This window comes from Pseudomonas sp. H3(2019) (assembly GCF_007713465.1).
In the GTDB taxonomy this organism is placed as follows: Bacteria; Pseudomonadota; Gammaproteobacteria; order Pseudomonadales; family Pseudomonadaceae; genus Aquipseudomonas.
On sequence record NZ_VMSG01000004.1, the window covers coordinates 54,775 to 77,726 of the forward strand.

At 59.7% G+C, this 22,952-nt stretch carries 16 protein-coding genes; 10 read left to right on the forward strand and 6 right to left on the reverse strand.

Features of this window, described 5'->3' with window-relative positions:
• Window positions 1-148 precede the first annotated feature (148 nt).
• The 7 genes from hmpA to cyoE all read left to right on the forward strand — a co-directional run bounded on the left by hmpA (window position 149) and on the right by cyoE (window position 7,773).
• A complete protein-coding gene (hmpA, locus tag FPT12_RS05805; RefSeq protein ID WP_145015042.1) occupies window positions 149-1,330 on the forward strand; it encodes an NO-inducible flavohemoprotein in 1,182 nt (393 codons plus the stop codon).
• A gap of 271 nt (window positions 1,331-1,601) precedes the next feature.
• On the forward strand, window positions 1,602-2,111 hold the full coding sequence (locus FPT12_RS05810; protein WP_256676620.1) for a disulfide bond formation protein B: 510 nt from the start codon (window positions 1,602-1,604) through the stop codon (window positions 2,109-2,111).
• A gap of 815 nt (window positions 2,112-2,926) precedes the next feature.
• The gene (gene cyoA / locus FPT12_RS05820) at window positions 2,927-3,871 is read left to right on the forward strand and encodes a ubiquinol oxidase subunit II (RefSeq protein WP_123425050.1); all 945 of its coding nucleotides are present in this window, start codon (window positions 2,927-2,929) and stop codon (window positions 3,869-3,871) included.
• Between the two features lie 3 nt (window positions 3,872-3,874).
• A complete protein-coding gene (gene cyoB, locus FPT12_RS05825; RefSeq protein WP_145015043.1) occupies window positions 3,875-5,905 on the forward strand; it encodes a cytochrome o ubiquinol oxidase subunit I in 2,031 nt (676 codons plus the stop codon).
• Between the two features lie 3 nt (window positions 5,906-5,908).
• Window positions 5,909-6,535, forward strand: a complete 627-nt coding sequence (locus tag FPT12_RS05830) for a cytochrome o ubiquinol oxidase subunit III (protein WP_054595735.1) — start codon at window positions 5,909-5,911, stop codon at window positions 6,533-6,535.
• The gene (gene cyoD, locus FPT12_RS05835; RefSeq protein ID WP_145015044.1) at window positions 6,536-6,874 is read left to right on the forward strand and encodes a cytochrome o ubiquinol oxidase subunit IV; all 339 of its coding nucleotides are present in this window, start codon (window positions 6,536-6,538) and stop codon (window positions 6,872-6,874) included.
• Between the two features lie 11 nt (window positions 6,875-6,885).
• On the forward strand, window positions 6,886-7,773 hold the full coding sequence (cyoE, locus tag FPT12_RS05840) for a heme o synthase (RefSeq protein WP_145015045.1): 888 nt from the start codon (window positions 6,886-6,888) through the stop codon (window positions 7,771-7,773).
• A 594-nt stretch (window positions 7,774-8,367) separates the two neighbouring features.
• Here cyoE and FPT12_RS05845 read toward each other — a convergent pair.
• Window positions 8,368-8,646, reverse strand: coding sequence for a DUF3077 domain-containing protein (locus FPT12_RS05845; protein WP_145015046.1), 279 nt, complete (start codon window positions 8,644-8,646; stop codon window positions 8,368-8,370).
• A 545-nt stretch (window positions 8,647-9,191) separates the two neighbouring features.
• Between FPT12_RS05845 and FPT12_RS05850 the strand changes: the two genes are divergently transcribed.
• Window positions 9,192-9,692, forward strand: a complete 501-nt coding sequence (locus FPT12_RS05850) for a phosphate-starvation-inducible protein PsiE (protein WP_145015047.1) — start codon at window positions 9,192-9,194, stop codon at window positions 9,690-9,692.
• Here FPT12_RS05850 and FPT12_RS05855 read toward each other — a convergent pair.
• From FPT12_RS05855 to FPT12_RS05865, 3 genes are all read right to left on the reverse strand, one after another.
• Window positions 9,689-10,006, reverse strand: a complete 318-nt coding sequence (locus FPT12_RS05855) for a DUF3509 domain-containing protein (RefSeq protein ID WP_145015048.1) — start codon at window positions 10,004-10,006, stop codon at window positions 9,689-9,691. The two genes, FPT12_RS05850 and FPT12_RS05855, sit on opposite strands and share 4 nt — an antisense overlap.
• A 219-nt stretch (window positions 10,007-10,225) precedes the next feature.
• The gene (locus FPT12_RS05860; protein ID WP_145015049.1) at window positions 10,226-11,527 is read right to left on the reverse strand and encodes an HAAAP family serine/threonine permease; all 1,302 of its coding nucleotides are present in this window, start codon (window positions 11,525-11,527) and stop codon (window positions 10,226-10,228) included.
• Between the two features lie 63 nt (window positions 11,528-11,590).
• Window positions 11,591-12,967 (reverse strand): L-serine ammonia-lyase, encoded by a 1,377-nt coding sequence (locus FPT12_RS05865; protein WP_145015050.1) that lies wholly within the window; start codon window positions 12,965-12,967, stop codon window positions 11,591-11,593.
• Between the two features lie 135 nt (window positions 12,968-13,102).
• Here FPT12_RS05865 and FPT12_RS05870 point away from each other — a divergent pair, with 135 nt between their 5' ends.
• Together FPT12_RS05870 and FPT12_RS05875 are read left to right on the forward strand one after the other, a co-directional pair.
• Window positions 13,103-14,050: a LysR substrate-binding domain-containing protein gene (locus FPT12_RS05870; RefSeq protein WP_019693524.1), complete on the forward strand. Its 948-nt coding sequence runs from the start codon at window positions 13,103-13,105 to the stop codon at window positions 14,048-14,050.
• A 213-nt stretch (window positions 14,051-14,263) separates the two neighbouring features.
• A complete protein-coding gene (locus FPT12_RS05875) occupies window positions 14,264-14,671 on the forward strand; it encodes an HPF/RaiA family ribosome-associated protein (RefSeq protein ID WP_145015051.1) in 408 nt (135 codons plus the stop codon).
• Window positions 14,672-14,803: 132 nt separating this feature from the next.
• Here FPT12_RS05875 and pbpC read toward each other — a convergent pair whose 3' ends face one another.
• Together pbpC and FPT12_RS05885 are read right to left on the reverse strand one after the other, a co-directional pair.
• The gene (gene pbpC, locus FPT12_RS05880; protein WP_371922500.1) at window positions 14,804-17,098 is read right to left on the reverse strand and encodes a penicillin-binding protein 1C; all 2,295 of its coding nucleotides are present in this window, start codon (window positions 17,096-17,098) and stop codon (window positions 14,804-14,806) included.
• A gap of 17 nt (window positions 17,099-17,115) precedes the next feature.
• Window positions 17,116-22,947 (reverse strand): alpha-2-macroglobulin, encoded by a 5,832-nt coding sequence (locus FPT12_RS05885; protein ID WP_145015053.1) that lies wholly within the window; start codon window positions 22,945-22,947, stop codon window positions 17,116-17,118.
• Window positions 22,948-22,952: the final 5 nt, after the last annotated feature.

Below are 22,952 nucleotides of genomic sequence, written 5' to 3' on the forward strand. Positions count from 1 at the left end.
TGTAGTCGAGGTGACTATAAATCCGCTTGTGTCGTTATGACTACATGTTTATTAAGTTATTGATTTATATAGATTTAATTGTTGGCATTGAAACTGATACGTCATGGGTAGAAAACTATAAACCCAGTCGTTCAGGAGTACTCCCTTAATGCTTAGCGCTCAAGACCGTGCCATCGTCAAATCCACCGTACCGCTGCTGGAAAGCGGTGGCGAAGCCCTGATCACGCACTTCTACCGCATGATGCTCTCCGAGTACCCGGAGGTTCGCCCGCTGTTCAACCAGGCGCACCAGGCCAGCGGCGACCAGCCTCGGGCTTTGGCTCGCGGAGTGTTGATGTACGCACGGCACATCGATCAGCTCGACCAGTTGGGCGACCTGGTGGCGAAGATCATCAACAAGCACGTTGCCCTGCAAATCCTGCCGGAGCATTACCCGATTGTCGGCACCTGCCTGCTGCGGGCGATTTCCGAAGTGCTGGGTGACGAGATCGCCACGCCAGAAGTGATGAGCGCCTGGGGCGCCGCATATAACCAGTTGGCCGACATCCTGATCGGTGCCGAAACCGCGATCTACGACCAGAAGGCCGCCGCGGTCGGCGGCTGGCGCGGGGCGCGGGAATTCAAACTGGCCAAGCGTGTGCAAGAGAGCGCGGAAATCACTTCGTTCTACTTTGAGCCAGCGGACAAGGGACCGATCCTCGCGGCAGAACCGGGTCAGTACATCGGCATGAAACTGATCCTCGACGGCGAAGAAATCCGTCGCAACTACTCGCTGTCGTCCTTGGGCGACAACGGTCAGTACCGCATCAGCGTCAAGCGCGAAGAGGGCGGTCGCGCCTCGAACTACCTGCACGACCAGCTTCACGTCGGCGCAAGCATCCTGCTGTTCCCGCCGGCGGGTGAGTTCACCCTGACCGCCAGCGACAAACCCTTGGTGCTGATCAGCGGCGGCGTTGGCATCACGCCAACCCTGCCGATGCTTGAAGCGGCGCTGGCCACCGAGCGTCCGGTGCACTTTATCCACTGTGCACGTAACGGTGGCGTGCATGCCTTCCGCGACTGGATCGACGGCCTGGCCGAGCGTCACCCGCAACTCAAGCGTTTCTACTGCTACGCCGAGGATGACGGTGTCAGTCCAGCGGCGGACAAGGTCGGGCTGTTGAGCCAGGAGCAGTTGGCGGACTGGTTGCCGCAAGAGCGTGACCTGGACGCTTACTTCCTCGGCCCGAAAGGTTTCATGACCGCAATCAAGCGCCACCTCAAGGCCTTGGGTGTGCCAGAGAAGCAGAGCCGCTACGAGTTCTTCGGCCCGGCTGCGGCGCTGGAGTAACTCTCCTACCGATCGTTCCCACGCTCTGCGTGGGAATGCCTCAATGGACGCTCTGCGTCCGCTTTGTGACGCAGAGCGTCACGGGCTGCATTCCCACGCAGAGCGTGGGAACGATCATCTTCAGGATCGATTCGCACATTCTGTTAGAAAGTTAATCCCTTCTTAACCCGCTTATCGTCTATTCCCCCCATCCACCGGCACGCGCCAGACTCTCAAAGGTCAGGATCAGCGTGTAGACTTGCGGGCAATAGATAGTCAGAAGGGAAACGTGATGAACGAGGAAATGATGCGGTTGGGCCGTGAGCGGCGCTTCCTGGTCTTGCTGGGCATCATCTGCCTGGCGCTGATCGGCGGCGCGCTGTACATGCAAGTGGTGTTGGGCGAGGCGCCATGCCCGCTGTGCATCCTGCAACGCTATGCGCTGTTGCTGATTGCGATCAGTGCCTTTATCGGTGCCGCCATGCGCACCCGTCGCAGCATCACCGTGTTTGAAGGGCTGGTGGTGATCTTCGCCCTCGCGGGCGCTGCAGCGGCCGGGCATCACGTCTATACGCAGTTTTACCCGGCGGTCAGTTGCGGCATCGATGTGCTGCAACCGATTGTCGACGGCTTGCCGCTGGCGAAGATTTTCCCGCTGGGCTTCCAGGTCGACGGCTTCTGCGAGACGCCGTACCCGCCGATCCTCGGCCTGTCGCTGGCACAGTGGGCGCTGGTGGCCTTCGTGTTGACCGTGGTGCTGGTGCCACTGCTCATTTCGCGTAACCGCAAACACCTGAGCTAAGGCTTCTCGCCGCAGCCACAGGCCTTGAATAAAGCGCCCCGGACCTCGAAAAGAGGCCGGGGCGCTTTGCGTTTCAGCGGGTCTGTCAAAGGATCGTGACGCGCGACAAAGAAGGGTGCGGCACGCGTGCGACATGTTGTCACAGCCAAGGTGTCGCAACTCATTTCAAAGATGATTGTCGTCGCTGAAACTGACAGGGAATTTACCTTGCTGACGGGCCTCTCCGGGAGCCCGCCAAGGTGTCGCAACAGGCAGTTTTAACAGGCTCGGACGAATGGCCAAAGGCCTTGTGACAAGGGGGCTTGCGCGAGGTCGGCGATGCTTCGAGAGCGGCTGAAGCTGTCTGAACTGTGGACAGTAGAGCGGGTTTTTTTGGGGTTGTTATTGAGAATGTGTCTCGACATCGTGGATAATCTTTGCAGATTTCGTTAATGATTGTTGCGGTATCCGATAAAAATTATTTCGAGTTGAGACATGGTTTATACAACGGTACATATCTACAATCGCCCGCACTGAAATTCCGGGGCGGCACTCTCCTTGGCACAAGGGGTGGTCGTGGGGCTGTAACGGGCTTCATTCGACGCCAGGTGTCGGCGCCTTCCAACTATCCGCACCAAATGGAATTGGTCTGTAACAAGGCCTTTGACCACGAATTCGAATAAGAACTCACCGCTGGCCCAGGATGTGTCGAGCAGCGTTTAACGCGCGACGGGCAAGCCCTTATTCAATCCAAGAAAAATGCCAACCCTTGGCAGGGTGAAGTGTTGGCGATCAAAACCCAACTGCATTGCGCAAGCTGCTTTAGAGGTCGTGAGATGAGTAAAAACAGGTACCCCAGACTACTAGGCTTATTGCCGCTGCTCGGCACGCTGTTGCTGGGAGGCTGCAACATGACCCTGCTCGATCCCAAGGGCCAGGTCGGCCTGGACGAGCGCAACCTGATCATCACCGCAACGCTGCTGATGCTGTTGGTCGTGGTTCCGGTCATCGTCATGACCTTCCTGTTCGCCTGGAAATACCGCGCTTCCAACAAGGACGCCGTCTACACCCCGAAATGGTCGCACTCCACCAAGATTGAAATCGCGGTGTGGGCTGTTCCGGTGCTGATCATCATTGCCCTGGGTTACGTCACCTACAAGTCGACCCATGCCCTGGACCCTTACCGTCCGCTGGAATCCGACGTCAAGCCGATCACCATTCAAGTGGTCGCGATGGACTGGAAGTGGCTGTTCATCTACCCGGAACAAGGCATCGCCACCGTCAACAAGATGGTGTTCCCGGCCAACACGCCCGTTAACTTCAAAATCACCTCCGACACCGTGATGAACTCGTTCTTCATTCCGGGCCTGGGCGGTCAGATCTACGCGATGGCGGGCATGGAAACCAAGTTGCACCTGATCGCCAATCAGAATGCCGAGTTTGACGGTATCTCCGCCAACTACAGCGGTGCTGGCTTCACTGGCATGAAATTCAAAGCAATCGCCACCTCTCAGGCAGATTTCGACGCCTGGGTCAGTGATGTCAAGAAGGCACCTAAACAGCTTGAAAAAGCTGAATACGAAGCCCTTTCCAAACCAAGCCAGAACAACCCGGTTGAACTCTACTCCTCGTACGCGCCGAACCTGTTCCAGACCATCATCGACAAGTATGAAGGCATGAAACCGGGCAAGCCGATGCACCACGAGAAGGAAGAGAAGGAAGTGGCCGGTATGGAAGGGATGGACATGAGTTCGCATTCAGCTGCCGGGGCAGAGGAGTAAACGATGTTTGGTAAATTAAGTTGGGAAGCGATCCCGTTCCACGAGCCGATCGTGATGGTGACCATCGCCATGATCGCGCTTGGTGGTCTGGCGGTATTTGCTGCAATCACCTACTTCAAGAAGTGGACCTATTTGTGGACCGAGTGGCTGACGTCGGTCGACCACAAGAAAATCGGCGTGATGTACATCATCGTTGCCATGATCATGCTGCTGCGTGGTTTTGCCGACGCCGTGATGATGCGCTCCCAGCTGGCCCTGGCCACTGAGGGTTCGCCTGGCTACCTGCCACCTGAACACTATGACCAGATCTTCACCGCTCACGGTGTGATCATGATCATCTTCATGGCGATGCCATTCTTCACCGGCCTGATGAACCTTGCAGTGCCGCTGCAGATCGGCGCGCGTGACGTTGCCTACCCGTTCCTGAACTCCCTGAGCTTCTGGCTGCTGGTTTCCGGCGTCGTGCTGGTGAACGTGTCCCTGGGTGTCGGCGAATTCGCCCGTACCGGTTGGGTTGCGTATCCACCGCTGTCGGAACTGGGCTACAGCCCGGGCGTGGGTGTGGACTACTACATCTGGGCATTACAACTGTCTGGACTGGGTACGACATTGACGGGGGTCAACTTCCTGGCCACCGTGCTGAAAATGCGTACCCCGGGCATGAAAATGATGGACATGCCGATCTTCACCTGGACCTGCACCTGGGCCAACGTACTGATCGTCGCTTCCTTCCCGATCCTGACCGCTACCCTGGCATTGCTGACGCTTGACCGTTACATGGATTTCCACATTTTCACCAATGAACTTGGTGGCAATCCAATGATGTACGTCAACCTGTTCTGGGCCTGGGGTCACCCCGAGGTTTACATCCTGATTCTGCCGGCGTTCGGGATCTTCTCCGAAGTCATCTCGACCTTCTCCGGCAAGAAACTGTTCGGCCACCACTCGATGATCTACGCCAGCGGCGCGATCTCGATCCTTGGCTTCATGGTTTGGTTGCACCACTTCTTCACCATGGGTTCGGGTGCCAACGTCAACGCCTTCTTCGGTCTGGCGACGATGCTGATTTCGATCCCGACCGGGGTGAAGCTGTTCAACTGGCTGTTCACCATTTACCAGGGCCGTCTGCGTTTCACCAGCCAAGTGCTGTGGACCCTGGGCTTCATGGTGACCTTCGCCATCGGCGGCATGACCGGCGTATTGCTGGCCATCCCGGGTGCGGACTTCGTCCTGCACAACAGCCTGTTCGTGATCGCGCACTTCCACAACGTGATCATCGGCGGCGCCGTGTTCGGCTACATCGCCGGCTTCGGCTTCTACTTCCCTAAAGCGTTCGGCTTCAAGCTGCACGAAGGTTGGGGCAAGGCAGCGTTCTGGTTCTGGATCTCGGGCTTCTTCGTCGCGTTCATGCCGCTCTATGTACTGGGCTTCATGGGCATGACCCGTCGTCTGAACAGCACCACCAACCCTGAGTGGACGCCATACCTGCACGTTGCAATGGTCGGTGCGGTACTGATCGCCTTCGGTATTGCCTGCCAGTTGATCCAGCTGTACGTGAGTATCCGTGATCGCAAGCTGCCACAGAACATGTGCGAAGCCGGCGACCCGTGGAATGCCCACACGCTGGAATGGTCGACCTCGTCGCCACCACCGTTCTACAACTTCGCTGTACTGCCGAAAGCCGACGGTATCGACCCGTTCACCGAAGCCAAGGAAAACGGTACTGCGTACCAGGCGCCTAGCCGGTACGAGCCGATCCACATGCCAAACAACACCGCGACCGGTCTGGTCATGGGTGCTCTGTTGACCGTGTTCGGTTTCGCGATGATCTGGCACATCTGGTGGATGGCCATCTTCGGCCTGGCTGGCACCGTGATCTACTTCGTGATCCACGCTGCCCGTGATGATCAAGGCTACATGGTGCCGGTCGATGTGATCGAGCGCATTGAAGCCGAGCAGCACAAGCGTCTGGTTGCGGCCAAAGCGATTCCGGCCACCGCCACCCGTGTTGAAACCTCGTTGGAACAGGCTTAAACCATGTCGAACTTAGTGACCAATGTTGGACACGCCCATGGTCATGACCATGGGCACGATGACCATCACCACGACTCGGGCGAGATGACCGTATTCGGTTTCTGGCTCTACCTGATGACCGACTGCATTCTGTTTGCGTCGATCTTCGCGGTGTACGCGGTACTGGTAAACAACGTAGCGGGTGGCCCGTCGGGCCACGACATCTTCGAACTGCCTTACGTGCTGGGTGAAACCGCCTGCCTGTTGCTCAGCTCGATCACCTACGGCTTCGCCATGCTGGCGTTGTTCAAAGGCAAGAAGACTCAGGTGCTGGGCTGGTTGGCCATCACCTTCCTGTTCGGTCTGGGCTTCATCGGCATGGAGATCAACGAGTTCCATACGCTGATCTCCGAAGGCTTCGGTCCGAACCGCAGCGGCTTCCTGTCCGGGTTCTTCACCCTGGTCGGTACCCACGGTCTGCACGTGACCAGCGGTCTGATCTGGATGGCGATCATGATGTATCAGGTCCAGAAGAATGGCCTGACGGCGACCAACAAGACCCGTCTGAGCTGCCTGAGCCTGTTCTGGCACTTCCTGGACGTAGTGTGGATCTGCGTATTCACCGTTGTTTACCTGATGGGGACTCTGTAAATGGCTAACGCAGCTCACTCACACGATAGTCACGACGCCAGCCACGGCAGCGTCAAGTCCTACGCCATCGGCTTCATCCTGTCGGTGATCCTGACCATCATTCCTTTCGGCCTGGTGATGTACCCATCCCTGCCGAAAGCCATGACCCTGGGGATCGTACTGGCCTTCGCAGTGATCCAGGTGCTGGTGCACCTGGTCTACTTCCTCCACCTGGACCGCTCTGCCGCCCAGCGTAACAACGTGATTGCGTTTGTTTTCGCGGCGCTGGTTATTGTCCTGTTGGTCGGTCTGTCGCTGTGGATCATGTACAGCATCCATTCCGTCATGATGGCGCACTGAGGAAAGTCCGGATGTCCTTAAAGCACTTTATCCAAATCACCAAACCGGGGATCATTTTCGGTAACGTGCTTTCTGTGGCAGGCGGGTTTTTCCTGGCCTCGAAAGGGCATGTCGATCTGGCCATTTTCCTGGCTGCGATGATCGGCACGTCCCTGGTGGTTGCGTCGGGTTGCGTGTTCAACAACTGCATCGACCGTGACATCGACCTGAAGATGGAACGCACCAAGAACCGCGTGCTGGTCCAGGGCCTGATCTCCCTGAAACTGGCACTGGTTTACGCGACCGTCCTGGGCGTCGCCGGCGTGGCCTTGCTGTATCGCGTGGCCAACCCGCTGGCGGCGTTGTTCGCGGTGATCGGTTTTGTCATCTACGTCGGCTTCTACAGCCTGTACCTCAAGCGCAAGTCGGTTCACGGCACGCTGGTGGGCAGTCTGTCGGGGGCGATGCCGCCGGTGATTGGCTATGTCGCGGTGAGCAATAACTTCGACATGGCGGCGCTGACGCTGCTGGTGATGTTCAGCTTGTGGCAGATGCCGCATTCTTACGCGATCGCGATCTTTCGCTTCAACGATTACCTGGCGGCATCGATTCCGGTGTTGCCGGTGAAGCGCGGGATTCAGGTGGCGAAGAAGCACATCCTGCTCTACATCCTGGCGTTCCTGGTGGCGACCTTGATGCTGACGTTCAGCGGTTATGCGGGCATGAGTTATCTTGCGGTTGCGGCGGCGATGGGCATGTACTGGTTGTACATGGCCTGGACTGGCTACAAGGCGGTGGATGACACGGTTTGGGCACGCAAGCTGTTCGTGTTTTCGATTTTCACCATCACGGCGTTGAGCGTGATGATGTCGCTGGACTTCAAGGTGCCGAGCGAGTTGTTGCTGACTTACGCGCCTTAAGGTTTTGCGGTTGTACAAAAAGCCCCGCCTTCGAGAGATGTGCGGGGTTTTTTATTGTCCCCGGATTTACCTGTGTGAGCTGGCTTGCCCGCGATGGCGGCCCGATAGCCGACCAGTCTCTTGCAGGTGTACATATCCATTCCTGCGGTAACGGCCACTTAGGGTTTCGCTCTTACAGCGACTCCCTTTGGCAGACGCCCCAAAGGAAGCAAAGGTCTTCGCCCCAAGCGTACGGCACCTCGCCTAGGCTCGGCGTCCCCTCGCTCCGGTGTCCATCAGGGGGCATCGCCTACGGTCGGCTTCGCTTCGACCTCCTCTCGATGTGTCCGGCTGCGCCGTACGGCGCTGCGCGCCACCCCCCTGATGAACACCTCCACTCGGCCTTCCGATAGGGGCGGGTGGATCAAGATCAAAAGCGGCAGGCGAGCTAACGCTCGGCCTGTTGAGTGGTGGGGAATGCCACTTCATTGTCGATGATCGTTCCCACGCTCCGCGTGGGAATGCATCTTGTGACGCTCTGCGTCACAATTCGTGAGCTGATGGTCGAACACCTGAAAAGCCCCGCCTTCAAGAGAAGCACGGGGCTTTTTCCATTCAATCGCGGTTATTACCCGGCGCCCCCAGCACCTTCACCACATCATCGATCACCGCCTTACTCATCTCCTGCAAATAATGCGATGCCCAGGCATAGCGGTCCTTGCCGCGTTCCATCGCCGCATCTTCGGCCAGCAGTTTGGAGAGGTGGAGCAAGTCGGACACATGGGACAAGGCTTCGTGGATCGAGACGCCGCTGTTGACGCGGAACAGGGCTTGGTCGGAGTGGATGGAGAAGGGCGTGAGGCCAGCGGTTGTCAGGTTTTGGAGGTTAGTCATTGGCAAAACTCCTATATATCGGTGAGAGCTGCCTCATTCGTTCTCAGGCGAATGGGTGGCAGCTATGCGCAGGCTGAGAACCGGTATATAGGACCCGGCAGACCCGAAGGTCTCCCACGCACAGCCGCCATGACACGGAAATGCAGGCATAAAAAAACGCCGGCAATCGTGAAGTAGGGCGTTGGTGCGTCTCTATATTACCCAGGTTCTCAGGCCCGGTCGCTGAATGGGCAGCGACGGTTTGACGTTAGCGTGCAGAAATTGGGGGCACAATCGTAGCGATGTGCTGGCTCTGTATGGTTTTTTAGCGCCTGGGAGGCTGCTAATCGCCGCAGGGTGCGTGCCTGCTGGCGCGCCCCTAGAAATCCATCCGATGCCCAAAAACCAAATTCAGAACGGTCCTACATTCACCCTCAAGCGCCCCGAAGTGCCTCAAGTCACTCCGCCACCCTCTCACTCCCTGCCGCTGGCCTTTTTTCTGCATGCAGAACAACCGTCACGTCAAACCTGCATCATCGGTCGAGCCGACCTAAGGAAGAATTACCGTGAATATCAATTGGGCTGAAAAGCTTCGCCAGAACGTCCATGAGTTGGCCGGATCGCTGGGCAACCTCTTTGTTGAGACGTTCCATTACCTGGCGCTGTTCGCCATCGGTGCAGTCACCGCCTGGGCGGCGGTGGCGGAATTTCTGCTGATGATCAAGGAGGGTGACATCAAGATCGATGACATCCTGCTGCTGTTCATCTACCTCGAGCTGGGGGCGATGGTCGGGATTTACTTCAAGACCAACCACATGCCGGTGCGCTTCCTGATCTACGTGGCGATTACCGCGTTGACGCGCCTGTTGATCTCCAACGTATCGCACCACAACCCGCCGGACCTCGGGATCATCTACCTGTGCGGCGGAATTCTGCTGCTGGCGTTTTCGATTCTGGTGGTGCGCTATGCCTCTTCGCAATTCCCGTCGGTGAAGATCGAGCACCCACAGCGCAAGACCGGGGCGGGCTCCGGTGAGCATCCGGAAGTCGAGAAGGGCGAGCTTTAAAACCTTGCAGGCCGAGGGGGGTGAGCCTTGGGTGAGGGCGGTGGCAATTTGAGCTTGTCGCCATTGGTCATCGCTTCAAGGATCGCCACGGCGCTGTGGCCTTGTTCGATGGCGATGCCGAACTGAATGCTTTGCACCAGCCGTTTCAGGCGTTGCGGGTCATTGCGTTGTTCGGCGCTGATCATCCGCTTGGCGACGATTCGGCCGGTTTTGGAGAGGGTCAGCATGATGCTGCCGTCGAGCCCTTGGATGCTCAGGTTGACCTGATAATCCGGCGCAAAAACGTCGGTGATCAGTTGAAAGGGGTTATCCATAATGCGTCACCGCTTGATTGGATCGTGCAGTCATTGACCCGCCAGGATCAGGATTGGTTCGCTTTTCCAGACCATCGGCAGGCCGTTCGCTGAGGTTTCAACAACATCCGTGTGCCTCCATTCTGACGAAGCAAGGGCCATGCCGGTCCTGCTCCGGGTCAATAAACCGGCAATAAAAAGGCGAGCCCAATGACTCGCCTTTTTCATTCACGGTCCGTTTCAGGGCATGACGGAGTAGATGATCGCTGACAGTGCGATCAGGCCGATCAGTACCACGAACACGTTCGAGGCTTGCCCCGAATACTGGCGCAGCGACGGCACGCGGCGGATCGCGTACATCGGCATCAGGAACAACAGGCAGGCGATCACCGGCCCGCCGAGGGTTTCGATCATGCCCAGGATGCTCGGGTTGAAGGTCGCCACGGCCCAGCAGCTGAGGATCATGAACAGCGCAGTCACGCGGTTCAGCCAGCTGGCCGGCATCGCCCGGCCACGGCCGCGCAGGCTTTTCACGATCAGGCCCTGAAAGCCTTCGCTGGCACCGATGTAGTGGCCGAGGAAGGATTTGGTGATTGCCACCAGCGCGATCAACGGTGCGGCATAGGCGATGACCGGGGTCTGGAAGTGGTTGGCCAGGTACGACAGGATCGAGATGTTCTGCGCCTTCGCGGCGGCAAGGTCGGCCGGCGACAGGGCCAGCACACAGCTGAAGCAGAAGAACATCACCGTCAGCACCATCATGCTGTGGGCGACGGCGAGAATGCCGCTGCTTTTCGGCTCGGCTTGGGCGCCGTAGCGCTGTTTCTGGTCGACGGCGAAGGCGGAGATGATCGGCGAATGGTTGAACGAGAACACCATTACCGGGATCGCCAGCCACAGGGTTTTGAAGAACAGCGGCAACGGCATGCCGTCACTGGCCGAGGCGAAGAACGCGCCGTTCCAGTTCGGGATCAGGCTCACACCGAGCAACAGCAACGCGGCGACAAACGGGTAAACCAGCACGCTCATGCATTTGACGATCACGCCCTGACCGCAACGGACAATCGCCATCAGGCCCAGAATCAGCGCCAGCGACAACACCGCACGAGGGGGCGGTGCGATGTGCAACTGATGCTCCATGAAGCTGCTCAGGGTGTTGGTCAGCGCCACGCTGTACACCAGCAAAATCGGGAAAATCGCAAAGAAATACAGCAGGGTGATCAGCTTGCCGGCACCGATGCCGAAGTGTTCTTCCACCACTTCGGTGATGTCCCCGGAACGCCCGGACAGCACGAAGCGGGTCAGGCCGCGGTGGGCGAAGAAGGTCATCGGGAAAGCCAGCAGCGCCAGCACCAGCAACGGCCAGAAACCGCCGACGCCGGCGTTGATCGGCAGGAACAGGGTGCCCGCACCAATCGCCGTGCCGTAAAGGCCGAGCATCCAGGTGGTGTCGTGTTTGCTCCAGCCTTTGCGGGTTGTTGCGGTGTCGCGTTTGAGGTCTACAGCAGGATTATCGGCAGCAGGTGTACGTACATCGGTCATCAGTATCGCCTCGTTATTATTCTTGCTCGGGCTCACGTAATGCAGGCGGTCAGGGAATGCTCGTCAGCACTCCACCCAGCTCACCGCCAGGCCGCCCCGTGAAGTTTCTTTGTATTTGTCGTGCATATCGGCGCCGGTATCGCGCATGGTGCGGATTACCCGGTCGAGGGAAATGAAGTGTTTGCCGTCGCCGCGCAGGGCCATTTGCGTGGCGTTGATCGCCTTCACGGCGGCAATCGCGTTGCGCTCGATGCACGGCACCTGAACCAGCCCGCCGACCGGGTCGCAGGTCAGGCCAAGGTTGTGTTCCAGGCCGATTTCGGCGGCGTTTTCCAGTTGCTCGGGCGTCGCGCCCAAGACGTCGGCAAGGCCGGCAGCGGCCATGGCGCAGGCGGAACCGACTTCACCCTGGCAGCCGACTTCGGCACCAGAGATCGAGGCGTTCTTTTTGCAGAGGATGCCCACCGACGCGGCCGCGAGGAAAAACGCCACGACATCGTCGTCCGAAGCGTCGGGGTTGAACTTCATGTAGTAATGCAGCACCGCCGGGATGATCCCCGCCGCGCCGTTGGTCGGTGCGGTGACCATGCGTCCGCCGGCGGCGTTTTCTTCGTTCACGGCGAGGGCGAACAGGTTGACCCATTCCATTGCCGAGAGGGTCGAACTGATGACGTTCGGTTTGCCGATTTCCAACAGGCTGCGGTGCAATTTCGCGGCGCGGCGCGGCACATCCAGGCCACCCGGCAGGATGCCTTCGTGGCGCAGGCCTTGCTCGACGCATTCACGCATCACCGACCAGATGTGCAGCAGGCCTTTGCGAATTTCCGCATCGCTGCGCCAGGCCCGTTCGTTGGCCATCATCAGCTCGGAAACCCGCAGGCCGTGCTGGTTGCACAACGACAGCAATTCCACGGCGCTGGAAAACTCGTACGGCAACACCACATCGCTGGCGGCTGGTACACCGGACTCGGCTTCGGCTGCTTCGACGATGAAACCGCCGCCCACCGAGTAGTAGGTTTGTTCCCACAGCTGGCCGTTTTCGCCAAAGGCTGTCAGTGACATGGCGTTGGGGTGGTAGGGCAGGCTTTCATCGAGCAGCAGCAAATCGCGTTGCCAATCGAAGGCAATGTACCGGCGACCGGCCAGCAGCAGTTCGCCGCTTTCGCGCAACTGCTGAATACGCGGACCGATGCAGCTCGGGTCGATGCTGTCCGGCCATTCGCCCATCAGGCCCATGACGCAGGCGCGATCGGTGGCGTGGCCGACACCGGTGGCGGACAGTGAGCCGTAGAGACGGACTTCCACCCGCCGGATTTGCTCCAGCAAACCCTGGTCAAACAGCGCCTGGGCGAAGGTCGCCGTAGCGCGCATCGGGCCGACGGTGTGGGAACTGGACGGACCGATGCCGACTTTGAAGAGATCGAAAACACTGATAGCCATGCTAAAGCCTTACAAGCAATGGAGTAGGAATCGCCGCCATTTTTTGTAGGCCAAGCGCAATGTCGGCGATACTGCCTACCTCGGTCAGCCCTGACCAACGAAACTTCCTAAGACAGGCTTTAGTAGGACTAAACGATGAGTCGTCAATTTCATGCCCAGACTTATGTCTGGTTGCATGTGTTTTCCTGTGCGGCACGCCACTTGTCGTTCACCCGCTGTGCCGAAGAACTGCACATCACCCCCGGCGCCGTCAGTCAGCAGATCCGCCAGTTGGAAGAACGCCTGGGGTTTCGCCTGTTTCACCGCCGTGCCCGGGGCGTCGAATTGAGTGCCGAAGGCCAGCGGCTGGCGATTACCGTTAACGAAGCCTACGGCAGCATCGATGCGGAATTGCGCCGGCTGGACGCAGGGATGATCAGCGGCATCCTGCGTTTGCGCTCGATTCCTTCGTTTCTCGGTAAATGGCTGACGCCGCGTCTGCCGCGTTTGCAGCAGCGGTTTCCGGATATCCAGTTGCGGCTGGTGGCCGAGGACAGCAGCGTGGCGCTGCACGAAGGCGACTTCGACCTGGCCATCGACTTGAACGATGGCAGTTACCCGGGATTGTTATCCACAGCCTTGCTCGATGAGCAAATTTTCCCGGTCTGCGCACCGAGCCTGCTGCGTGGCCGACCGCCGCTGCACGGGCCGGCTGATCTGGTGCATTTTCCGTTGTTGCACGACATCACCGCCTGGCGCGGCAGTTATGAATACGCGGAGTGGGAGTTTTACCTGAATGCCATCGGCTTCGACGGCGCCGACGTACGGCGCGGGCATACCTTCAACCGCAACCACCTGACCATCGAGGCGGCGATTGCCGGGATGGGCGTGGCCATTGCCCGACGGACCTTGCTCAACGATGAACTGGAGCGTGGCACGCTGATCGTACCGTTCGGCGTCGCGGTGCCCAACTACAAACGTTATGTGTTGCTGTATTCACCGGGCGCGCTGAGCCATCCGGGCGTGCGTGCGGTGCATGACTGGCTGGTAGAGGAGGCGGAGATTTTTCGCGGGTTGCACCCCTTGGGCGAGGGGCAATTGTGAGGATTTATTGCAGCGTTGCAGGTCGAGTCGACTCCCGACATTAACAGCGCTTTTGTCGGTTGTCCGGCTTTTTTTGCGTATGAATATTTATCTTTTTTTAGGGGTTGAATTGTTTCTCCGTCTGCCCAACTCTGTAACCAAGAGGTCACGGCCAACCAGGTTTCAAACACTGCACCGGACCTCTCGCGAGCTAGCTGAAATAAGGGATGAACTATGCAAATCCAAGTCAATAGCGATAACCATATTCAAAGCAGCATCCGACTGGAGGAGTGGGTACGTACTACCATTGAGAGCACGCTCGAACGATACGAAGAAGACCTGACACGGGTCGAAGTGCATCTGCGGGACGAGAACGGCGATAAACCCGGTCCACACGACATGCGCTGCCAGCTTGAAGCGCGGCCAAAAGGCCATCAACCGGTATCCGTTACTCATAAAGCCGACACACTGGAACTGGCCATCGAAGGGGCGGCCACCAAGCTTGAACATGCGCTGGAACACCTGTTCGGCAAATTGCGCGGTAAACGCGCCAGCGTCACGCCGATCAATTCAGGTGGTCATGCCGATGCGCTGCTTGAAGAAGAATTTCTCGAGAACGAACAGGCCGCATTCAATAGTTGATGCCTGAAACACCCTTACCACCCCACTGAAAACGGGCCTGCAGATGCAGGCCCGTTTTGGTTTCAGTTGTACCCATGCATCAAGTAATGACTGATGCGTGGTCATACAGTCCCTCGGTCTGTCCCCACTTGGCTAAGGCAAAAACTCTACCCGTAATCCCCGGCTCACGCTGCGACCCTGATCATCACTGACCCGCAAGTGATACTCCCCCGACTTGCCTGGTCGCCAGTTCAGAGTGGCTTGGGGTGGACCCTGACCGATCAGGGTCTGGTCGGCGAACCAATACAGGGTCAAGGCATCACTCGCGGCGTTGGCGTTCAGGGGAATGCTTTCCTGGGGTTGGGACAGGCGCAACTGATAGGTGACCTGGGTCAGCGGCGAGCGGATTTGCGGGGCTTCGCTCTGATCGCCGTGGCGATTGGGCTGGCAGTTCTTGAGCGCGTCAGGCGGCGTGCGCCGTGGCAGGCCGGCGGCGCGGAACAGTCGTTGCACATCGCTGGGCCAGAACTCGAAGACCTCTTCGCGGGTGTACTGCGGATCGAACGGCGGGCAGGCTGCTTTGCCGGTGCGGGTGTCGAGCAGCACTGGGCGATGCAGGTTGGACACGCGAATGGGTGAGACCCCGGGGATATACCAGGTCTTGCGGGTCGAGGGGCACCAGCGGTTGGGCAACTCGCCGGAGGCAGCGCAGACGTCGATGCGCGTCAGCCCTGCGGGAGGCTTGTCGACTTTATCGGCTACGGTGGGCAAGGCGAGGGGAAGGGCGTCGGCGATGCGAAAGAACAGTGGCGCTGCCGTCTTTGCGCCGATGAACGCCGGATTAGGCCGGCCGTCAAAATTACCGACCCACACGACCAACACGTACGGGCCGACGATTCCGGCGCTCCAGGCATCGTGAAAGCCCCAGGAGGTGCCGGTTTTCCAGGCGGTACGCCAGTGCCGACTAGAGCTGTTGGCCGGCAAGCCATCCGGGCGCGGGTTGTGCCTGAGCATATCGCGCACCATGAACGCGGCTTGCGGCGTCAGCAGCGCGGCACCGCTGGCCTGAGGCTGCTCGACGAGGTAGCGCAACGGCCGCAAATGCCCGTCGCCGGCCAACATCAGGTAAAGCCGCGCCAGCTCTTCGGCTGTCATCTCGCCACCGCCCAGGGCCAGGGCCAGCCCGTAATGGCTCTCGCCCCGTAATCCCTTGATCCCGGCCTTTTGCAACAAGCCGTACAACGAAGGGGACTTGACCTGGCTGGCCAGCCACACCGCTGGAATATTGCGGCTGCGAATCAACGCGTCCCGGGCTGTCAGTGGGCCGACAAAACTGCCATCGAAGTTTTCCGGCTGGAAGTAGCCGAAGTTACTGGGCATGTCCTTGAGAATACTCATGGGGTGGATCAAACCCTGATCCAACGCAAGCCCATAGAGAAACGGCTTGAGGGTCGAGCCGGGTGAGCGCCGCGCCAGCACGCCGTTGACCTGCCCGTGAATGGCGGTGGATAAGTAATCCGCTGAACCCACCAGCGCCTTGACGCTCTGGTCGCGGCTGTCCACCAGGATCGCCGTGGCGTTCTCGATGCCGATGCTGCGACGTTCGGCGATAAAGCCGCCAATCAAACGTTCCAGCAGCCGTTGCAGGGGCAGGTTGAGAGTAGTGTTGAGCTCATTACCGGTCTGGGACGTCAGCAGCTGTTCGCTCAAATGAGGCGCCAGGAAGGGAATCTGCTGACGAGTGCGCGCCTCCAGGGGCAGCTCCAGCAAACTGCTGTTACGCGGGTCCTCGGGATAAGTCTGGCGCCAGTCCGCCATCAGCCGCAGGCGAGCATTTTGCAGCGACGGCCCGAAGTTGGCGCGCCGCCCTGGCTGCTGGGGAATCACCGCCAGCGCGAGGGCTTCGGACAACGACAACTGCGCTGCCGCTTTACCGAAGTAAATCCGGCTTGCCGCTTCGGCACCTTCGATATTGCCGCCCATGGGCGACAGGTTGAGGTAGGCCTCGAGGATGTCGTGTTTGCTGTAACGCAGCTCCAGCCAAAGCGCCAGGGCCATTTGTTGCAGCTTGCCGGGGACCTGCCGGGTGTTGAGGTCCCACAGCCGCCGCGCCAGTTGCATGCTCAAGGTCGAACCGCCCTGACGCTGGCCCCCGCTGTAAGTGGCCGTGGCTGCCCGCAACAGCGCCGGCGGGTTGATGCCCGGGTGCCAATAGAAGTTGCGGTCTTCCTTGAGCAGCAACGCCTCGACCAGCGATGGCGAGATGCGCTCCAGGGGCAGCCACAGCCGGTACTGGCCGTCGGCGGCCAAGGTCATGCGCAGCAGCGAACCGTCGTCGGCCAGCACCAGTCTCGAGGATGAGGTGGTTTGCTCCAGTGGCTCATGGGGCCACAGTCGCAGCCCCGCCAGCACGCCCACTGCCAGCCCAACTGCCAGCAGAGGTTTCAAGCGCCGTCCCGGATGTTTCAAGGCTTGACGATTTCAAGCTGACCGACCTTGCCACGGCCTTGCAGGGTGGTTTGGTACAGGCCTTCGGCATAGGCGGGTGGCGTTTTGAAGGTCCCGGCGTTGGTGGCCCGTACGCGGTAGACGAAGGTGCCGACATCTCGCAGCGCCGTGCCATAAAACACCACTCGGTCATCGCGCACATCGATGTAGTCCGGTTGCCAATTGCTCAACTCGCTCTCACCGATCGGCGCTTGCCAGGCGTTAGTCGTTTCGCTGTCTTCGGTGTAATGCGACTCGTCGCCTTCGTCTTCGCTGGCGGCCTGTGGTTCTGGCGGCAGGCGGTACACTGGCTCGACGCCGCCCGGCAACAAATCGACCACCGCCACTTGCTGTACCTGATCCCGATCGGTGGCCCGCAGTCGCAGGCGCACCAGGAACTCATCACCGACGCTCACCTGGCTGACGGGCCTGCCGTTCAGGTCGAGGTATTCGTGGATGATTTCCAGGCCATTACTGATGGAATCGAGGCTCGCACTCCGATCAAAACCGGCCTCGCTGAGCATGTAGAACGCTGCAGGACCGCCGGATTTTTCCATCAGCATTTTTTGCGTGCCTGGCGGGACCGCCGCGCGGGGCGGCTGGCCGGCCATCTGTAACAGTTGTTGCTGCTTGTCTCCCAGCCAGGCCGTGGCTTTGAGGGTCATGCTGCTTTGCGCCTGTTGGCCGTAGTTGTCCAGGGCGCGCAACAACAGTGCGGCCGACAACGAGTTGTAACGCTGCTCATTGAGGCGCTTGCCGAGCTTGTCCAGCAGGTTCACCGGCACGTCGCCGAGCAACTCGGGGAAGTGGCGGCTGAGCAAATGCAGGTGCTCCGCGTCGTGGACCAGTGGGTCGTAATACAGGCCGTCGCTGTCCCAGGTGTCGGTGATGGAACGCCACGGGATTTTGCGCACCAGTGCATCGGCTTGGCGATCCTGTTTCAGTAACTTGTAGCTGGCGGCGAGGTAGGCGGCGCCCAGGTCATTCTGCCAGCTGTTGCGGAAGTAGTTCTCGTAGCGCTCGCGGATATCGCTCAAGGCACCACTGACCAGAATCCCCTGACGGCTCAGCAGGTAGCTGGCGTAGGCACGGTTGCGCAACTCCGACAGGCCTTCGCTGGGACCGTTGGCCAGGTCGGTGAGGTAAGCGTTGGCGCGCACCAGCACATCTTCCGGCACCGGTAGACCGCGCTCCTTGGCTTCGATCAGGAAGTCAGTGGCATACAGGCTGGCATAAGGCGCGACGTCCGGATTGGCGGCCCACAGGCCAAAACCACCGGCCTGATTCTGCCGCTGTCGAAGCATGCGCACCGCGCCGGTAAAGGCCAGTTGCGCTTCTGGTGCGGTGCCGCCCCAAATCAACGTCGGCATGGCCTTGGACACCAATTGCTCGGTACAGGCGTAACCGTAGTCATCAAGGTAGTGCTTGAGGCCATTAGCCCAGACCAGAGGCGAGGCGGCCACCCCCAGTTGCACAGTGCGCAGTTGGGGGAACAGTTCGCGCGTGGGTTTCAACTCTTTGCTGGCGCTGTCGAAACGGCCGAGGCTGAGGGCGACCCGGTGCTCACTCAAGGGCCGGATCGAGGTGGTTTCGGCCACCTGGATACGCTTGCCGTCCGGCAGCACCGCGACAAAGCGCAAATCCGCCGAGCCGAGGTTTTCCAGGACCTTGATCCGGAATTCGGCTATGCCTTCCTTGCGCGGTTGCAGGTCCAGGGTGCTGTTCGGCTCGCCTTCGACTTTCAGGCCGGCGCTGGTTTGCAGCTCAAATTTCACACGGGTGGGCGCTTCCAGATTGCTGAAGATCCCGGCACTGACACTGAACACGTCACCAGGTGCAACGAAGGCCGGCACGTTCGGCGTGATCACCAGCGGCCCGCGCACCTCGGTGCTGGCCTCGCTGACACCGACGCTGTTGGCATCTACTGCCACCGCAAACAGGTGCAACTTGCCGTTGAAGCTGTCCGGGATCTGGTAATGCAGCACGGTATCCCCGGCCGGCAAGTCGATCAGCCCTGACCACCATGCCACGGGCGGCTGGTGTTTGCGTTTGAACGGGTTGAGGTGCGAGGCCAAGGCGTTTTCCGTATCGCCGCCGGGTGCCGCGCCACTGAGCAAACGGCTGAATTCCGGCAGGATCAGGTCAAGAATCTGACTGGTGCCGACCTCCAGCGCCCGTTTCTGAAAAAAGAAGCCCAACGGGTCCGGGGTCTGGTAACGCGCTACTTGCAGAATGCCTTCGTCCACGGCGTAGACCACGGCGCGGGAAGGGCGGTCGGCATTGACCTTGATGTCCAGCACCTGCCCCGGCTCGGTCTTCGTCGGGCCTTCGACCTTCAGCGCCATGCGCCGCGCATCGAGGTTGATGCTGAACGGCACCACGCCGTAGGACAATGGACTCATGTAGACCTCGGATGAACCGATGTCCCGCACGAATTGCACGTTGATGTAAGCATTGCCCTCCAGCCCGGCTGGCACACGGATGTGCTGCACGCTGTTGGTGCTGTCGGCCTTGAACCACTGCTGGGTGTAGACCTTATCGCGCTCGATGGTGATCAGCCCGGCGCCGGTGTAAGGCGCACGGATGCTGATGGCGATCTCGTCGCCGGTGGCATAGCTGCGTTTGTCCAGGCGCAGTTGCAGCTCGGCGTTGCGCTCCAGGGAGCGGGAAGAGTTACCACGCCCGGCGACGCTGTAGTCGATGGCGTTGAGCAGGTTGCCGTTGGCGTCCTTGAGTTGCAGGGTGTAGTCGCCTGGTGTGGCGGTGTTCAGCGTCTGTTTCGCGCCGTCCTTACCCAAGGGCAGGGGCGTGGCTGACTGGTTGATGTGCTTGATCCGCGACTCGTATTTGTAGGTGCCGTTGGATTGCTTGATCAGCACCGAAACGTAGCGGTGTTCCACCAGCTCGGTGCTCAGGCCCTCTACCGCTACCGGCGTGAGGTCCGGCGCGACGGCCAGCCATTGCACCTGGCGCGACGCATCCTTGGCCACGTAGCCCAAGGAATCCTGGCTCTTCACCCCTACCAGGTACGGCGCCGAAGACACTAGCAAAGCACTCTGGGCGGCGACGTTGCGACCGCCTTCGGCCTCGTAGACCTGAGCCATGACTTGCAGGCGATAAGTACTGTTGGCAAAACGTTGCAAGTTGAGATCGAGCACGGCTTGGCCGTTGTCGTCGGCCTCGGTCTCTGCCAGGTCCTCGGCGTTGGCTTCTTCCAAGGCGTCTCTGAGACGGAAGCGGTAATCCGGGTAGCGATCGAAGGCAGCCAGTGCTGGGCTCAGGGACATTTTTGCGGTCACCCGCCGACCCGACGCCGGAGCGCCGAACAGGTGCATCGCGGTGACCTTGGCCACCACTTGCTCCGGCGGTATCCAGCCTTGTACCGGCGTATCGTGCAGGCTCAGACTGACTTTCATGCGGTCCGGCTCGAAGTCGCGAACCTTGAAGCTGACGCTGCCCAAATCGGTGCGGGTCTGTTGTTCGCCAATCAGTTGCAGGGTCGCGGTGTAATCCCCGGCCGGCGCTACTTCACTGCTGGCGAAATCGAAGCTTTCAAAACCCGAGGCCGACAGCTTCAGCGGCTGGCGTATCACTTCGAGGCCCCGTGGGTCGGTGATTTGCAACTCCAGTGGCAGGCCTTGCAGCACACCTTTCCAATTGCCGCTACGCACGATCATGCCCAGATGCGCGGTCTCGCCGGGGCGATAGAGGCCGCGGTCGGTAAACAGGTAAGCGCTCAAGCGGTCGATAGCGCCGTCTTCTTTCAGGCCGCCGACGTCGAAACGCGACAGGTCCAATTGCTGGGACTGTCGGGCAATTGGCAGGAAGGACTGGTCGTTACCACGGGTTACCACGTACATCAGTGGCGTTTTTTCACGGCGCAACTCGTCGAGTTTGGCAAAGTGGGCGTGGCCTTCGGTGTCGGTTTTACCGCTGCTCACCGGCAAGCCGTTGCGGCCGATGATATCGACCTGAGCGTCGGCCACGGGTGAACCGTTGCCGATGGATTGCACGTACACATCGTGGCTGCCGTCGCTGGAGCGTTTGGCGATGATCCCCAGGTCTGTGACCACGATAAAGCGCAAGTCACTGGTGGTGTTGCGCGAATAACCGTCGAAGGTGCGCTCGGCCGGATCGTCCTGGGGGCTCAGCTTGAGGACGAAAATCCCTCTGCGGCCACCGTTGGCGGTGAGGTAACGGCTGAGGTCTACGTTGTCATAGAGGGTTTTCGACGGATCGGCGGCCGAAAGCGGAATGTCCAGGGACATGCGCTCTACCATCCGGTCGAAATAGTCGTTGCCGAAGTTTGGCCGGGCGAAGCTGCCGCTGCTTTGATCCACCAGGTGCTGCAATTGGTTGGGCAGTAAACGGGCGATTTCCACATGGGCGCCGGGCACGCCACGGGCCATGAAACCCAGGCGTTTTTCGCCGTTGAGGCTCAGCAATGCACCGTTGGAGAGGAACTGCAAGGTACGCGGATAGGCCGGCATGCTCACCAGCGACGCCACAGGATTTTTTGCCAGGTAACCGCCGATGGCTTCCAGATTGGCCGGGACCCGTGCATACAGCATGCGGCCCGCCGGGGCCTTGAACTTGAAGGCGTGCTGGGTGTTCAGCGGCTCGATGCTCGGTACATGAGTCAGTTTGACCGGGGTGCTGCGGGCCAACAGTTTTTCGTCGATTTCGCTGGTGGACCAGGGGCGATGGTCATCCTTGGCTTTTTCCGGCAGCAGCCAGGCCTGGACCTTACCGGCGATGGTCTCATCGGCCACAGCGTTGGAGCTGCTGAACATCAGCACAGGTTCCGGCTCGCCGCGTTCGTTGTCGACAAACTGGATGTCGGCGCTGCTGAAGGTCAGGCGATAACGCCCGGGCACCGTCACATCGGCGCTCAACGGCGCAGGGCTGGTGTTGCCGCCATCTCGAGCCTTGATGCCTTCGTCGAGTTTGATCGTGACCGAGGCGTTTTCCAGCGGCGTGGCCAGGGCGGCGGAACGGATGTAGGCGTTGAGCTTGCGTTCGTCGAAGCTGATTTCCGGCAGGTTAGGCGCTTGGGCATCGCGGTAGGCCAAGCCTTTGCCAAGGGTAATGGACACTCGCTTGCGCAGGCTTTCTTCGTCCACCGGGTGGGAGAAGCGGAAGGTCGCCACCTGCTGTTTCAGTGTCGGATTGACCGGGTCCTGGTACAGCTCGTTCTGGGTCAGTTGGCCGCGGAATGGCGGGGTGGTTATCTGGCTGTTGTATTCCGCCAGTAGCACACCGTCAGCCAGCAGGTTGCTCTTTGAGAGTTCGAGACTGTAATGGGCGTCAATCGGCCAGTCCTGGTCCGGCACGAACAACAGGCTGCGATCATCGGTCCAGCTCCAGGTGCCTTGGACGGCGGGCTTGAGGCTAATGCCCTGAGTGACGGGCTTGCCAATGTCCTGCAACGGCGCCACCGATTCGGCGAAGCGGATTTGCAGGGTATCGACGATGGCGGGCTGCTGGGTGTAATCCGTCAGATTCGGCTTGTGCACCGAATAGGCCACGGTGTGCGGTTTCGGCAGGTTTGAATACCAGTGCCAGCCGTAAAAAACCGCTGCCACTACCAGCAGCAAGCCCAACACGCCGCCAGTGGTCTGGCGCGGATAAGTTCGGGCCTTGTGCCCCAGCGTCGTCAGCCCAGCGCCGATAGCCCTCAGCCAGAAGGGCGGCTGCCACTGGCCAAAGAGGCTTTTCAGCAACCAGCCAACGACTTTGGAAAGAACGCTCACTACGGTGAGAAAAGCCCCGGAAACCCGGTGCCAGGCTTCCTTGCACGAGTCAAACATTGTGA